Origin of the sequence: Desulfurispirillum indicum S5 (assembly GCF_000177635.2) — a bacterium.
GTDB classification, from domain to species: Bacteria; Chrysiogenota; Chrysiogenetes; order Chrysiogenales; family Chrysiogenaceae; genus Desulfurispirillum; species Desulfurispirillum indicum.
In genome coordinates this window covers 288393-302679 of sequence record NC_014836.1, presented here as the reverse complement: position 1 = coordinate 302679, position 14287 = coordinate 288393, and the positions used below count along the sequence as shown (strand labels likewise).

General features: G+C 58.2%; 13 protein-coding genes. 6 read left to right on the top strand and 7 right to left on the bottom strand.

Annotated elements, in window-relative coordinates; translation table 11 throughout:
• Positions 1–188: 188 nt before the first annotated feature.
• From nifX to nifE, 3 genes are all read right to left on the bottom strand, one after another.
• A complete protein-coding gene (nifX, locus tag SELIN_RS01350; protein WP_013504909.1) occupies positions 189–563 on the bottom strand; it encodes a nitrogen fixation protein NifX in 375 nt (124 codons plus the stop codon).
• Complete coding sequence (gene nifN / locus SELIN_RS01345) at positions 560–1876, bottom strand: nitrogenase iron-molybdenum cofactor biosynthesis protein NifN (protein WP_013504908.1); 1317 nt, start codon at positions 1874–1876, stop codon at positions 560–562. The genes nifX and nifN overlap by 4 nt, the downstream gene beginning before the upstream one ends.
• 217 nt (positions 1877–2093) lie before the next feature.
• Positions 2094–3458 (bottom strand): nitrogenase iron-molybdenum cofactor biosynthesis protein NifE, encoded by a 1365-nt coding sequence (gene nifE / locus SELIN_RS01340; RefSeq protein WP_013504907.1) that lies wholly within the window; start codon positions 3456–3458, stop codon positions 2094–2096.
• Positions 3459–3780: 322 nt separating this feature from the next.
• Between nifE and fdxB the strand changes: the two genes are divergently transcribed.
• Both fdxB and SELIN_RS01330 read left to right on the top strand, forming a co-directional pair.
• Entirely contained in the window at positions 3781–4095 is a 315-nt protein-coding gene (gene fdxB / locus SELIN_RS01335; protein ID WP_013504906.1) for a ferredoxin III, nif-specific, read from the top strand.
• 78 nt (positions 4096–4173) lie between these two features.
• Positions 4174–4440, top strand: a complete 267-nt coding sequence (locus tag SELIN_RS01330; RefSeq protein WP_013504905.1) for a nitrogen fixation protein NifZ — start codon at positions 4174–4176, stop codon at positions 4438–4440.
• Positions 4441–4934: 494 nt separating this feature from the next.
• On the opposite strand, the gene SELIN_RS01325 is transcribed toward SELIN_RS01330, so the two are convergent.
• Positions 4935–5726 carry an NAD(+)--dinitrogen-reductase ADP-D-ribosyltransferase gene (locus SELIN_RS01325; RefSeq protein ID WP_013504904.1) on the bottom strand — a complete coding sequence of 264 codons (792 nt, stop codon included), beginning with the start codon at positions 5724–5726 and terminating at the stop codon, positions 4935–4937.
• Positions 5727–5906: 180 nt separating this feature from the next.
• Between SELIN_RS01325 and draG the strand changes: the two genes are divergently transcribed.
• The gene (gene draG / locus SELIN_RS01320) at positions 5907–6824 is read left to right on the top strand and encodes an ADP-ribosyl-[dinitrogen reductase] hydrolase (RefSeq protein WP_013504903.1); all 918 of its coding nucleotides are present in this window, start codon (positions 5907–5909) and stop codon (positions 6822–6824) included.
• Positions 6825–6900: 76 nt separating this feature from the next.
• Here draG and SELIN_RS01315 read toward each other — a convergent pair whose 3' ends face one another.
• Together SELIN_RS01315 and SELIN_RS01310 are read right to left on the bottom strand one after the other, a co-directional pair.
• Positions 6901–7335 carry an FKBP-type peptidyl-prolyl cis-trans isomerase gene (locus SELIN_RS01315; RefSeq protein WP_013504902.1) on the bottom strand — a complete coding sequence of 145 codons (435 nt, stop codon included), beginning with the start codon at positions 7333–7335 and terminating at the stop codon, positions 6901–6903.
• Positions 7336–7436: 101 nt separating this feature from the next.
• Positions 7437–9101 carry a methyl-accepting chemotaxis protein gene (locus tag SELIN_RS01310; protein ID WP_013504901.1) on the bottom strand — a complete coding sequence of 555 codons (1665 nt, stop codon included), beginning with the start codon at positions 9099–9101 and terminating at the stop codon, positions 7437–7439.
• Between the two features lie 267 nt (positions 9102–9368).
• Here SELIN_RS01310 and SELIN_RS01305 point away from each other — a divergent pair, with 267 nt between their 5' ends.
• Both SELIN_RS01305 and SELIN_RS01300 read left to right on the top strand, forming a co-directional pair.
• Positions 9369–9854 (top strand): SRPBCC domain-containing protein, encoded by a 486-nt coding sequence (locus tag SELIN_RS01305; protein ID WP_013504900.1) that lies wholly within the window; start codon positions 9369–9371, stop codon positions 9852–9854.
• Positions 9855–9865: 11 nt separating this feature from the next.
• Positions 9866–10708 (top strand): YihY family inner membrane protein, encoded by an 843-nt coding sequence (locus tag SELIN_RS01300; protein WP_013504899.1) that lies wholly within the window; start codon positions 9866–9868, stop codon positions 10706–10708.
• A gap of 43 nt (positions 10709–10751) precedes the next feature.
• Here the strand turns inward: SELIN_RS01300 and hisJ are convergent, their stop codons facing one another.
• On the bottom strand, positions 10752–11492 hold the full coding sequence (hisJ, locus tag SELIN_RS01295) for a histidinol-phosphatase HisJ (RefSeq protein ID WP_013504898.1): 741 nt from the start codon (positions 11490–11492) through the stop codon (positions 10752–10754).
• A 167-nt stretch (positions 11493–11659) separates the two neighbouring features.
• On the opposite strand from hisJ, the gene SELIN_RS01290 reads away from it, so the two are divergent.
• Positions 11660–14287, top strand: coding sequence for a CBS domain-containing protein (locus SELIN_RS01290; RefSeq protein WP_013504897.1), 2628 nt, complete (start codon positions 11660–11662; stop codon positions 14285–14287).

Genomic DNA, 14287 nt, shown 5'->3' with positions numbered 1-14287 from the left:
GAGCGCATTATCTCCCCTTGTTTACTTGATCATATTGTCTGGTGTTCATGTCCTGCCTTTGCCTGTGGCAAAAAAAGAATTTGCTACCTGCTTTGGACGACCACCCCGGCGCTTTGCGCCACCCCTCCAGTGGAGGGGAATAGCTGACGCTTATTCGCATGTATTTGCGTCTATTCGCGGTTCTTCCTTTACCCCTCCTGCTGCATGATTTTGCGCAACCAGGGTGGCGGCGATCCGGCCAGCACTTTCTGCAGTGATGCCAGGATGTCCTCGATGGGCTGGGGTGCGGGAACTTTCACGGGGTGAATTTTTGAACGCACGACGGTTGCGGCTGCGGGGCCACCGATTTCGGTCATGTACACGATGGCGCAGTCTTTGATGCGTTGCACTTTGCGTTCGATGCTGCTGGCGTGGGCGTCCTGGGCGCTGTCCACGGCGCCCATTTCCCGTACTTCCACGAATTCATACCCTTCGGGTTTCACGTTGTAGATGGCCATCTGGTGGGAGCGGCCAAAGTGTTCGTCCACTTCCTTGAGGCTGTTGGTGCAGAATGCGACTTTCATGCCGGTACTCCTCGAATGTTCTTGTAATGAAATGATGCTTCTTCGTCCTGTTCCAGAAAGATATTGCCAAGCTCGTAGACCAGATTGCGGCTGCCCCGGTAGCCGATAAAGACTTTCAGTTGTTCGCCGAGGCGATCCTTGATGGGATAGCCTACCCGCAGCAGGGGGATGTTTTTCCTGGTGGAGGCCAGGATGCCGTTGCTGTTGGTGATGATGGCGCTGCAGCCGTTGGCCAGGTCTTCCAGGTCGCCCAGGTCGCCGGTGAGTATGGGGTAGTGGGGGTCGGATTCGCCTGGCAGGCGGTGGCTGACGATGGCGCAGGCGATGTCCAGGCCAGTTTCGTGGTGCAGAAAGTCGGCCATGCTGAGGGCCAGGTCCGACTCGGCGGCGATGATGACGCTTTTGCCGTTATAGAAGAAGTGGCTGTCCAGCATGGCGTCCAGCAGCTGGCGGCGCTGGCGGCTGTATTTTTGCGGCACGGGCTTTGCGCTGATGCGGCTGAGGGCCATAATGAAGTTGTCGCTGTTGTGAACTCCGATCAGGGAAGGAAGCAGGCTGATGGGGGTACCAAAGCGCTCTTGCAGGCTGCGGGCGACTTCCTCCATGCTGGCGCCGATGGCAATGGTGTGGGCCGACGCCCCCACCTGCAGCAGTTTTTCCAGGGGGTAGTCGCCTTCGGGCACCTTGATGTAATGATCCACGCCGCCGCCCATGGTGGCCCCCAGGTCGGGCAGGACGATGGCCTCCAGGTCGAAGTCGGCGATAATTTCCTTCAGCTCTTCCGCATCTCCCGGCGTCAGGGCCATGCTGGCCAGCACGGTGATCTGACGGGAGTTGACGGGCTGCTTCGCGATGGGCAGCTGGTCAAGCAGGGCCTGCACGGCCTGCACATAGCCCCACTGGGCGTCGCCCTGGTAGTCGGGGGTGTTGATGGTGATGACGGGTACCCCTGCGTGCTGGGGATATTTTTCGTAGAAACGCCTGACACCGCCTTCCACATCGTCGCCTTTGGTTTCGCTGACGCCGGTGGTGATCAGGCCCACCAGGCGCGGCTGGGCTTTGGTGATGATGGTATTAAGCCCCTCGTGCAGATTGACGTCGTCGCCCATGATGGTGGCAATATCGCACAGGGCCGTGGTCTGCATGGGGGTGATTTCGCGGAAGTGCTGGGTGAGGATATTCTTGGTGAAGGCCGTGCAGCCCTGGGAACCGTGATGCAGCGCCAGCGCCTGGTCTATACCCAGCATGGCCAGGGTGGCACCGAAGACGGAGCTTTTTTTCAGTGGATTGACGTGCAGGTTGCGATGGTTCATTTGCTGTCTCCTTTGAAGTAACTGTTCATGGTTACCGTGTGACAAAAAGCAGGAAAGGCAGAGTTTTCTCGCCAAGACGCAAAGGCGCAAAGATATGCTGGTAAAAGCCCTGCTTTGCTTGTGTTCTTCTTGGCGTTCCTGGCGACTTGAGTGAGCGCAGCGAACGGGCGAGAGGAATTGCCTTTTATGGTAGCTTCCTGGCTTTGCATGAGTTCACCTACGGGCTTTCCCAGGGCGCGGTGGTGCGCGCCACGTCAAATACGGGCGAGGTCATGGTGTGGTAGAGCTGGCGGGCCAGTTCCACCAGGCCGTCATAGCCGGCATAGGAGAAGATGCGTTCCTGGTTGACGTCCACATAGGGGTAGCGCCCTTTCATGGCGGTGAACATATTGCGGCTGCCGGCGATGAAGACGTCGGCGCCTTCGCGTTCCAGCAGTTCCAGCATCATGGCGCCATCGCCCTTTTCCAGCATGATCTTCTGGGTTCCTTCAAAATGAATGCGCAGGCGTTCGATGTCTTCTTCCGAGGATTTGCGAATACCGCTGCCGACCACTTCCATCCCCAGCTCTTCCAGCTGAAAGACCATGGACCAGCTCTTGACGCCACCGGAGTAGACGAAGACCTTCTTGTCCTTCAGAAAGGGCAGATAGGGGGCCAGAGCGGCGCGGGTGCGGGCTTCCTCGCTGGCAATCACCGCTTCCACCTGCTGCTGTATTTCCGGCACTTTCAGCATGCGCGCCATGGTGCGCAGGGCGTCACTGGTGGCCTGCATGCCGTAGAATGAGCCTTCAAAGTAGGGAATGCCGTGTTTTGCCTCCAGCTGGCGGGCCATGTCCACCAGGGCGCGGCTGCACACCACCATATTGGCACGGGCGTAGTGAGCCCAGGCCACTTCAGCGTAGGTGGCGTCGCCGGTAATGCGGCTGAGCAGGCGTATGCCCGCGCGCTCCAGCAGGGGCTCGATGCGCCACAGCTCTCCGGCGATATTGTAGTCGGCGATGATGGCGACGTCGGTATCTGTGGTGTGGGGGGGCGTGGCCGTGCCAATGACATGTTCCAGCAGAACCTGCCCCGCGATCTTGTTGCCGTAGTTTTTGCTGCCCACAAAGCCGGGGCTGTCCACCGGGATGACGGGGATGCCGGTCTGACGGCCAACTTCAGCGGCCACGGCACCAATGTCCTCGCCCGTCATGGCGCTGACACAGGTGGAATAGATGAAGATGGCCGGGGGCGCGAAGCGCTGGGCCAGTTCCAGGGCCGCCTGCAGCAGTTTCTGCTCAGCTCCCATGATGATGTCCATTTCGGTCAGATCCGTGGTGAAGCCCTGACGATACATGGCACTGTGGCTGGAGCGGGTTCCCCGGTTATTCCAGCTGTTGCCCACGCAGGTGGCGGGGGAGTGGATAAGGTGTGCCGCGTCAGCGATGGGCAGCAGGACAATCTGGGCACCGTCAAAGGCGCAGCCGCCCAATGCTCCGCCAGGAGTGGGCTTGGCGCATTTGGGTTTTTTCTGCTGCTGATGCTGTCCGCCCTGATGGTGCTCGCAGGTGGTGTCGGGTGGGGGGAGGGTGGTTCTGTGCATGGTGCGCTCCTTCCTACGATGAGCCGTTTTCTACAAGCTACAAAAGCAATCCCTTTGCCACTTCATGAATCCCTGTGAATTTCGTGAGTTAGCAACGTCACCACTGGTGCGAACCTGACATTTTGTCGGAAACCCGACAAGGTTCTCCTGTCAGGTTCAGGTGGGTGCAATCAGTAACCCATTGCACGCAAAAGGCTGGTCGTGATGGCACAGGCATTGCTTACCTGCCATGGACAGGTGGCAGAGGATTTTCAGCCACCCGCCAGAAGGCTCTTTCTGGAAATTCGCAAAACCCGCGACGATGCTGCGCAGGAGGCAGTACATGAAGCACCACCCTGCGTCCGTCGCCGATATTCAAATGGAGGTTCCCATGGCATTTGTGGAAGGCAAGCGCAAGGACGGCAGCAGCTGGATTCCCGAATTTATTGTTTCCCTGGCATCGGATGTGTGCATTGGCTGCGGACGCTGTTTCAAGGCATGCACCCAGGGGGTGCTGAATCTGGTGGAAGAGGAAGATGATGATGACAACACCCGCATGTTCATGGCAGTGGCCAAAGAAGGCCAGTGCATTGGCTGCAAGGCGTGCGCGGCGGCGTGTCCCAAGGGGTGTTTTGAGCACGCAGCCCTAAGCTGCTGAAAAAACCATCTGCGGCGGTGCCTACTACGTGTTTAACCTATATCAAGAAGCCACTGACAGGCTGTGAAGGGAAGTATCATGGAATTTCGAGTCAATCAGCGAGTTCGCGTCAATAAGGATGTGCGCAACGATGGCACCTGTGGTTCCTGCAAAAGCGGCTGCGTCGTGGCTCATGAAGGGGATGAAGGTTTTGTGCGGGAGGTGACGGAGTTTCTCTTCCGCCCAGCCGTTGTGGTGCACTTCCTGGAAAAGAACAAAGTCATCGGCTTTCGTCCGGAAGAGTTGGAACTGGTGGAGGACTACAACCCCGATACGGGGGAGTGGGAAGACGTGAGCAGCGGATAGTTTTTGCCACTTTTGGGTCGCCAAAAGTGGCGCAAAAGCGACCCCCAGTGCTGTCCTCTTCAGCCGTCCGCTTGCCTGGAACTGGGGACCGCAAACAACCGCCATCCCTGGCTTGTGTTTGCGGTTGCCGCCCTCGTGGCGGCAACCCTTCGGGTCTACCGCGTTCCAGTCAGCGCGTCCTGGCTGGAACAGCACACGGGGGAGAGGCAAGGCAAAAGATAATCCCCCCTGAGCCCGTCCGGTGAGTGTGAAGCCTGGCTGGCAAGACCCGCACGGGACACCTGCAGGAAGCAGGTGGTCCGGCAGAGCTGCAGGGATGCAGCGTCTGCCGGATCTCCAGAGCAGGCGAGCAAACGAACCGGAGAAACGGGCGTCGGGGGGCGGCTTTTTTGGTCCTTTTTTGGCCGCACCAAAAAAGGACAATGGAAATGCTTTATGGATGTGTTGAGGCAAAGGTGCGCAGCCTCAGTTTCCCCTGAGCTTTGTTGAAAAGCTCAGAAATACGAAAACCGCGTATCATACTTCCCCCCAATCACCAGAAGCTCCATCTCGCCGGCAAAGCCCTGACGGTGGATGATGCCGGAGAAGAAGAGGATTTTGGTGAAGGGGACGTCCACTTCCATCACATGGTCGCCGAACTGCTGGGCGATTTCCTTTTCGGCGCTGAAGGAGACCAGGTTGTTGTGTTCGATACAGGCGTGGTTTTTGCCGTAGCGCTCGATGATGAGGTGGTCGTTGATGTCGTTAACGCCCCGGTAGAGTTTGATGCGCGGCAGGTAGTCGGGAAAGAAGCGGCGAATGATGGTCTGGGTGTAGGCGTAGAGCAGATCCAGCTGGTAGTAAACCATGTTGCGGTTCAGGCGCGGGTGCATGCGTTCACGGGTGTATTCGTGATAGGCGGTGGTATGGATGCTGGAGATGACCTGGCGGTGGTAGAAGGGCACGATGCCGAAGCGGCTTTCCACCCAGCCCTTGAGCACGGCGCCTTCGGAGCTGTTGGCGTCAAAGAGCCAACCGCGCAGCAGGCGCAGGTAGCTGGCCACTTTCTTGCCGCGCACTTTTTCATCCAGGTTGAACAGCACTTCCAGGTAGCCCTGGAAGATGCGGGATGACTCCTCGATGCTTTCCGCAGCATGGATGGCGCGAAACAGCTCGGAGTGGTATTCGTAGACACCGCTGATGCGCACCTCCGATTCGGGGGTGACACTGAGGTTGTATTCCTTGCTGGCAAAGAGGGGTGCGGGCAGGTGAATCCAGTTGGTGGCGTGGTAGTAAGGGGCTAACAATGTACTGAGATACCTCGCTGGCAAGTTGTTGAAAAATGTTCAGGTGCTAGACGCCTGCAGAGCGAGGAATGAAGCGTACTCCCCGTACGTTGCAATGACGAGCGACCGCAGGCAACGCCGCAGATGGGCGTTTTTCAGCGGCTTGAGGTCTGAATTAACACGGAAGGGATAAACCTGTAAATGGGAAAAATGGTACATACCCGTGCCCTCGGGGCTTATCTGGGTTTTGCCATCGGCGATGCCATGGGGGCCACCACCGAATTCATGACGCCACGGGAGATCGAATCCAGGTACGGCACCCTGAAGCAGATTGTGGGTGGAGGCTGGCTGGGGGTGAAGCCGGGGCAGGTTACGGACGATACCCAGATGTCGCTCAGCCTGGGGCAGAGCATCATCGACGGCGGCGGATTCAGCCTGCCCAGGGTGGCCGATGGTTTTGTGCAATGGATGCGCTCCAAGCCCATCGACATCGGCAGCACGGTGCGCCGGGGAATTCGTGAGTACATGCTGCAGGGGCAGCTGGAATCGGCGGAATCGGAGTTTTCGGCGGGCAATGGCGGGCTGATGCGCAACTTTCCCATCGCACTCTACTGCCTGAAGGACTGGCAGCACTTCGCGCCCATGACGCTGCGCCAGTGCCACTTTACCCATAATAATTTCATCGCCGATGAGATCACCCTGATGTTCGGCGAAGTAACCCGCTGTCTACTGGAGACAGGGGACAAGCTGGCAGCGCTGAAGCTGGTCTCCCGCTTTATCATCGAACACCCGAAGTACTCCTACTCCCGTTACAAAGGTGAGAACAGCGGCTATATCGTGCACACGTTCAAGTGCATCATGCACCACTTCTTCGACAGCACCTCCTTCGAGGAGACCATTATCCGGGTGGTCAATCAGGGGGGCGATGCCGACACCAACGCGGCCATTGCGGGTATTCTGGCCGGTGCCCTCTACGGAGTGGACAGCATTCCCCGGCGCTGGCGCAAAAAGCTGGATCGGGCTATTGCCCATGAAATTCACCTGCAGACTGACGCTCTACTGGAGCTTCCCTGTGTGATGCTGGACGATGCCAGGACTGCAGACAGGGCTTCTGGGTAAGACCAGTCCTTCCCATAGAAAAAAAAGCGGCACCCCTGCAGGGATGCCGCTTTGTCAGTGTCTGCTCGCAAGCCATTCAGGCTTCGTCGCGTTCCATCAGCTCCAGCTCAAAGTGGAGGCTTTTGCCAGCCAGGGGGTGGTTGGCGTCCAGGGTCACGGTGTCCTCGGTAACGTCAGTGATCTGCACATCGGTCACCTGGCCATTCTGAAAGGACGCCTGCAGCACCATGCCCACCTGGGGCTCGATCTCACCCGGCAACGCATTGCGATCCATGGTATAGATCATCTCGTCAGAACGCTCGCCATAGGCCTGGTCGGCACTCAGCTCAAACTTCTTCTTTTCACCAGTGCTCATCCCCACAACAGCCTCTTCAAAACCTGCGATAATCGTCTTATCGCCCACGGTGAACTCCAGGGGAGTGCGGTCATAGGAAGTGTCGAACACGGTTCCGTCCGCCAGGCTTCCGGTATAGTGAACGCGTACGGTATCGCCGATTTTTACGTGTGCCATGTGTTTTTGCTCCTCAATGTTCATGGATAAAATAGCTTCAGGGTAAACCTGGCAAACCCTAACACGGGAAAGGCCCATTGACCAGTATTTCCCCCAAAAACCTACCGGGGTGCCAGCATTTTCTGCTGGGAACGGTCATCCACGATAAAACCTCCCAGATGGCGCTGCACTTCGCCAGCAAGACGGGCCAGATCGCTGGCAGCCAGGGCCACTTCCTCGGAAACCTTGGCGGACTCTTCCGTGGAAGAAGAGATGGACTGAATGTCATCGCTGACCTGCTCCGAGGTGCGGAACATCTCTTCCATGGCCCCCACATTGTGCTCAATGAGCTGCTGCAGTGTCTGGATATTCTCCAGGATGACCACGAAGGACTTGTCGGCGTCCCGCGAGAGCTGAGAGCCCTGGTTGACCTTTTCATTCACCAGACCCATGGCGGAAGTCATCTGGTTGATCCCCCCCTGGATACTCTTGACAATGTCGATGATTTCACTGGTGGATTGAGTACTGCGTTCGGCCAGCTTACGCACTTCATCGGCGACCACGGCGAATCCGCGGCCGGCGTCGCCGGCACGGGCAGCTTCGATAGCCGCGTTGAGAGCCAGCAGGTTGGTCTGATCAGCAATATCGTTGATGACCTGAATCACTTGTTCTACCCGCGAAGCGTTTTCCTCCAGGGTTGTGGCAAAGTCAGCAGCGGTATTCACCTGCTCCACAATGCTCTCCATCTCCCCGGCCGACCTGCGGATAACAGCACCGCCTTCGCGGGCGGCCTGCAGAGCCAGGCTGGCGTTCTCCTTGATTTCACCGGCATTGGTTGTCATGCCATTGACCGTCTGGGACATTTCCAGAGATGCCGAAGCAATCTTGGAGACGTTTTCCGCCTGCATGTTCATGGCGGCTGACATCTGGGATGAGGAGCTGCTGAGCTGCTCGCTGGCGGAAGCAACACCGTGGGAGACCTCGCGCACATCAATGATAATGGCCTGAACTTTGTCCAGAAAACGGTTCACAAATTTTGCCGCCTGGGAAAGCTCGTCCTCGCCGGTAATGGGGATTCGCTTGGTGAGGTCACCCTCACCGCTGGCCAGATCTTCGGCAACGCGGGCAATGGAAGAAGACGAAAGAATGATGGAGCGCAGGATAAAGAACATGGGCACCATCAGGATAAGAATCAGCACCCCCACTGTTACCGCGATATTGCGCACCTGCGCCCAGAAGAGCCCCTGAATGTCATCGATATACACACCGGTGCCGATAATCCAGCCCCAGGGCTCAAATCCCATAACATAGGACGTCTTCTGCACCGGGTTGGTAAAACCGGGCTTCGGCCACAGATAGTTCACATGCCCCTTGCCGTTTTCTCGCACCGTGCGTACAAACTCCACAAACAGGCGCTTGCCGTTGGGATCTTCAAAACCACTCAGATCCTGTCCATCCAGTTTGGGATTGGTAGGATGCATGATCATGCGCGGCTGCATGTCGTTGACCCAGAAGTAGTCGTTATCGCCATAGCGCACAGCCTTCAGGGCACGCAGGGCAGAGGCGCGCGCCTGCTCGTCGCTGATCAGTCCTTCGCGGGACATCTGCCAGAAGTCAGCCACAACGCTGTGCAGCGACTCCGTGATCTCCTGCACTGCCGCTTCCTTGGCATTGTGCAGACTGGTGTAGAGTGCGTTCAGCGCAATGGCAACCAGTATGGCAGTACCCATCGCCGCCAGACCGAGAAAGAGAATCAATCGACCTTTGATCGTCCGTGTGAATTTCATAGTTTGCCTCAAACAGATTCATTAGTTCTGTATAGTTTTATTGTTGCAAATCGTAACAACGGCGGAGATATAACACAGTTTCACTGTCATGTAAAATATTTTTCACAAGTAGGTTAGAACCAAATCTCATCATGGTTTTCCGCCGCGCAAACCCCGTGACGCAAAAGCGTTTTGGCATCACAGGGATTCTGTCGACCAGAGATTGCAGGAAGCGACAGGAGCGTGTACATTCGGCAGAAAAGTGCAACAACAGACAAGGAGAAGAGCATGCACAATCTGCAGGACTCTGCCCTGGGTGGATTCGCCCATGAAATCACAACTGAAATGACGCTACCCGCCCCACTACCCACCGTCTGGCAGGCTATCACGGACTTCGCGGCCTACAGCCGCTGGAATCCCTTTATAACCGAAATCCAGGGCGAGCCCACAACAGGGGCACGCCTGCGTATTACGCTCCAACAGCCCAACGGCACCTCTCCCATGCGCTTCTCTCCCCGCATTCTCCTCTGCGAAAGGGAGCAGGAGCTCACCTGGCAGGGGCGCTTCCTGCTGCCCGGCATCCTGACCGGCGTCCATTCCTTCAGGCTGGAGCACGATTCAGATGGCCAGACCCACCTGGTTCACCGTGAAGTCTTCACGGGCATTCTGGTGCCCTTTTTCAAGCGGGCCATGGCCGAGTCCACCCGCACCGGGTTCGAACTGATGAACGACGCGCTGGCACAAGAAGTACAGCGCCGCTGCCAGCAGCAGTAGCGGGCAGCGGCATGGGTACCCTCAAAGCCAGCCGCCCGAATACATGGCTCAAAGGCTTGCGCCGCAACCTGCGCCAGGCCTTTGGGTTTTTCGACGCCGAGCTGGGCTACTCCGCTGCCAGTCTCAGCTTCTACACCATTTTCGCCTTCATCCCCCTGTTACTGATCGCCCTCTCCGTCACCACGCGCCTGCCAGGCTTCAGCGACCAGCTGGCCGACCTGCGGGAATTCCTCATGGGTTACCTGCTGCCCACCAATGTGGACGCGGCTGCGCACTTCTTTGAAAGTTTCCTGGGGGATATCTCCCGCCTTGGCATCATGGGAGCTCTGTACGTGATTGCCACATCCATTCTCTTTTTCAAGAACTACCAGCACATCGCCAGCCGGATATTCCGCAGCGAAACCCGCAGCTTCTGGGAGTCCCTGACCACCTACTGGACCCTCATGACCCTGATGCCCATCGGCCTGGCCCTCTCCCTCTACTTCACCACCACCGCCCAGGTCACCCTGGCGCGCAACCCTTTCCTGCAGGGGCTGGATCTTGCCATTGTCGCACCCTATGCCATCGCCTGGGCCGCTTTCATCATCGTCTTCAGGATCTCCGCCAACAAGCCGATCCAGTTGAAAAACGCCGCCATCAGCGCCCTGGTCACCTCCCTGGCGTGGAATATCACCAAGGAGCTCTTCGTGGCCTACGCGGTCATAAACAAAGCGTACACCACCATCTACGGCTCCTTCAGCATTCTGCTGCTCCTGCTGCTGTGGGTCTATGTCTCCTGGGTAATCGTGCTGTACGGCATGCGCCTGTGTGAGGGGCTCAACAGTCTCCTTGGTCAAGGTGAAGGGGAGGAGTGACGAGCTGACAAAAAGGCCACGGCAGATGATTTCCTGCCGCCTGTCAGTGGGTGTCGCTTCCATAGGAGAGGGCTATTCCCAGCGCCTTCGCCGCTTCAAGAACAGGCTGGGCGGGGTAGATTTCCCGGCACGGCTTTTTCAGACCGCCAGTGTTCACTTCTATGCCCATGCCGCCTGCGGCAATGTCAGGCAGAATGGCGATGGCCAGCGCATTGGCTTTGTCTGGCTCCAGGGGAAACTGATCGCGGAATTTTTTCACCAGATCCAGGTGCCCGAAACGCCGGGGCTTATGCGCTCCGCCATCCCAGCGGGCAGCGAGGGCCACCACGCGGTAGTAGTCGCGGTACAGGGCTTCCAGATCGCCCTGATACTGCTCGCTAAGCAAGCGCTCGAACTCCTCGGGGGAGAAGTCCACACAGGAGCCGTGGAGAAAGTGCACCGAAAGCAGGCTATCCTCGAAGAGCTCCCCATACTGGTCGAGAAACTGGCGGATCGGCTCTTCATAGCCTTCTATGTAATCCACTTCCAGTCCGCAGCGCACGTCGCATTTTCCGGCGTAGCGGGCCCTGAGCTCAAGGATTTCCGCACGATACTCCATGAGCTTCTCCATGGCCATGGAGGAGTCCCGCAGGGGTGAAGGGTCGTCAAAGCCCGGAGGCAGGGGAGCGTGCTCGGTGAAGGTGACACGGCTGGCGCCAGCCTCTATGCGCTCAAGCAGAATATCTTCCGTTCGACGTCCACTGCCGTGGAGGCAGAAGACGCTATGGACATGGCGATCGTGCATGGTTTCCTCGTTTTCCCACAGGTTTTTACGCAGCCTGCTGCAGTGTTCACTCTACTGCAATCCGCAACGGGGGAAAAGTCCTTTTCCCTTGCCAGTGCCCCGATTGTCTACTAATCTCCTCATTCAGGCCTCACCTGCGAGAAAATCACTTCACGGTATGGGGGAATATGCGCCTGATCACATCCCACCAGAATCCCGACTTCGACGCCTTCGCCTCCATGGTGGCAGCGGCATGCCTGCATCCCGGTGCCACCATCGTCATAATAGGCTCCCTGTCTCAGAATATTCAGGATTATCTGGAGCTGTACCCTTTACCCGCTGGCATTTCCCTGTACAAGGAGTCGGAAGTGAACATCGCCGACATCAGCCACATGGTGGTCGTTGACGCCAGCGATGGACGACGCCTTGGCAAGCTGCGCAAAGCATTCGGCAAAGTTCCCACCATTGTCTACGACCACCACCAGGACGGCGTGGATGAAGAGGTGGCCGACCGGGATATCGAACACCACTACTGTAACTGTGGCGCGAACTCCAGCTTCATGGTGCGCCTGCTGCAGAAGCAGCATATCGCCCTGGAAGGCTGGCTGGCCACGCTGCTGCTGTGCGGTATCTACGAAGACACTGGCCACCTGAGCTATTCCTCCACCCGGCCCCTGGACTGTTACTGCGCCGGAGACCTGATTGCGGCGGGAGCAGACCTGAAACAGGTTCACCAGATTCTCTCCCGCGACTGGAAGGACGCCGATATCCATATCCTCAGCGACCTGCTGAAGAATTTTGAGACCTTCAGTATCATGGGAGTCAGCGTCGGCATAAGCCACGCCGACTTCCACATTTATGTCCCCGACGTTTCCGAAATGCTCTCCAATGTCATGGGCGTGCGTCGCTGCACCCTGCTGATCGTCTTTCTGCGCATGGAAGGCCGCATCTACTGTATCGTGCGCAGCACCAGCATGGTGGGTGCCAATGACGTGGCGGCCCTCTTTGAGGGCGGCGGACACCACGAAGCCGCCAGTGCTACCGTCAAGGAGATGACCCTGGTGCAGGCCATGGATTTTACCCGCGCCTCCCTCAAGGAGATCATCTCGCGCTCCAAGCGCACCCGCACCATCATGAGTTCGCCCGCTATCACCATCGAAAGCCATAAATCCACTCAGGAGGCCTATGAGCAGTTCTCCCGTGACGGTGTCAACTGCCTGCCAGTGGTGGAGCCCGACGGCAGCCTCTATGGCATCCTCTCGAAAAATCAGTGCATGAAGGCGCTCTTCCACGGCCTTGGCGGGCGCAGCGTCACTTCCATCACCGATACCGACATTCAGTATATCGAGGCCGACGAACCCTTTTCCCGGGCAGAGCATATCCTGCTCAGCGGCCGTCAGGCCATGGTACCCGTGGTGGAGGCAAAGCGCGTGACAGGGGTCATCACCCGCACCGATCTGCTGCGCGAGTACCGCCACGACACCGACGAGACCCTGCCGGCCCAGGAGCGCGCCCGCTCGACCCACCGCCCCCGCCATGTGCGCAAGATGCTGGTGGAGGTCATGGGCCGCCAGGCCTTTGCCTACCTGGAAGAGGCCTCCCAGCTGGCCAATGAGATGGATATACAGGTGTACCTGGTGGGGGGAATCGTGCGCGACCTGGTACTGCGCGTGAAGAACCAGGATATGGACTTTGTGGTGGCCGGTGACGGCATCAGCTTCGGCAATCGTCTGGCGGAGCGCCTGGGCGGACGTATTCGCGTCCACGAGCGATTCAACACCGGTGTCATCATCCTGCCCGGCGACGATTTCCGCATTGACGTAGCCTCCAGCCGCAATGAGTACTACGACCACCCCGGCGCCCTGCCCAACGTCTCCCCGGGTTCCATCAAGCGCGATCTCTACCGCCGCGACTTCAGCATCAACGCCATGGCGGTCTCCCTGAACACCTTTGAGCTCATCGACTACTTCGGTGGCGTACAGGATATCCGTGACAAGAAGATCCGCGTGCTGCACAACCTGTCGTTTATTGAAGATCCCACCCGCATCTTCCGCGCCGTACGCTTTGAGCAGCGCTACAGCTTTCAGATCGGCGAGCAGACCATCAAGCTGCTGCGCTCCGCCCGTGACCTGGACCTGATCCAGCATATCAGCGGCCATCGCATTTACGAAGAACTGCGCCACATGTTCCTGGAACAGGAGCCTGCCAAACACATGGCGCGCCTGTTCGAACTGGATCTGATGCGCAGCATTCATCCCGCCCTGGGCTACGACCAGAAGACCATGAAGCTGGTGGAATCCATGGAAGATCTGCTGGTGGTGTCGGACTTTTTGCGTCTGGAGGATGTGCGGCGCGACGCCCTCTACTGCGCCCTCATTCTGCGCACCATCAAAGCCGAGCAGATCATGGCGCTGCCCATTCTGCAGGAGCTTCCCCAGCGCGACCGCGAAATCATCGCCTTCGGCTGCTCCAAAGCCGGCATGCTGCTGCACGAACTGGGCAGAACCGGCAAGCTCTGGCAGAAACTGCGTCTGGTCAAGCGTCACGAGGAAGAGGTGCTGCTGCTGGCCATCGTCTACGGGAATCAGCAGGCCTCGGCACACTTCCTGCGGGAGTACCTGCGCTCCTACCGCACCATTCACCCCATTCTTCGTGGCGATGAACTGATGGCCCTGGGTGTCCCCAGAGGGCACCAGGTAGGCGATGCCCTGCTGATGCTCACCGCCTACATCATTGGCCGGGATGCCAATCGGCCCGACCGCCGCGAGGAGGAAAACTTCGTGCGACGCATTGTGCTGCGGGCAGTGGAGCAATAG

Bases quoted from the DNA above. Each gene is read 5' to 3' on its own strand.
- draG (WP_013504903.1), top strand. From the start codon at position 5,907: ATGGGAAAAATGGTACATACCCGTGCCCTCGGGGCTTATCTGGGTTTT.
- SELIN_RS01330 (WP_013504905.1), top strand. From the start codon at position 4,174: ATGGAATTTCGAGTCAATCAGCGAGTTCGCGTCAATAAGGATGTGCGC.
- SELIN_RS01290 (WP_013504897.1), top strand. From the start codon at position 11,660: ATGCGCCTGATCACATCCCACCAGAATCCCGACTTCGACGCCTTCGCC.
- SELIN_RS01315 (WP_013504902.1), bottom strand. From the start codon at position 7,335: ATGGCACACGTAAAAATCGGCGATACCGTACGCGTTCACTATACCGGA.
- fdxB (WP_013504906.1), top strand. From the start codon at position 3,781: ATGAAGCACCACCCTGCGTCCGTCGCCGATATTCAAATGGAGGTTCCC.
- nifE (WP_013504907.1), bottom strand. From the start codon at position 3,458: ATGCACAGAACCACCCTCCCCCCACCCGACACCACCTGCGAGCACCAT.
- nifN (WP_013504908.1), bottom strand. From the start codon at position 1,876: ATGAACCATCGCAACCTGCACGTCAATCCACTGAAAAAAAGCTCCGTC.
- hisJ (WP_013504898.1), bottom strand. From the start codon at position 11,492: ATGCACGATCGCCATGTCCATAGCGTCTTCTGCCTCCACGGCAGTGGA.
- nifX (WP_013504909.1), bottom strand. From the start codon at position 563: ATGAAAGTCGCATTCTGCACCAACAGCCTCAAGGAAGTGGACGAACAC.
- SELIN_RS01300 (WP_013504899.1), top strand. From the start codon at position 9,866: ATGGGTACCCTCAAAGCCAGCCGCCCGAATACATGGCTCAAAGGCTTG.
- SELIN_RS01310 (WP_013504901.1), bottom strand. From the start codon at position 9,101: ATGAAATTCACACGGACGATCAAAGGTCGATTGATTCTCTTTCTCGGT.
- SELIN_RS01305 (WP_013504900.1), top strand. From the start codon at position 9,369: ATGCACAATCTGCAGGACTCTGCCCTGGGTGGATTCGCCCATGAAATC.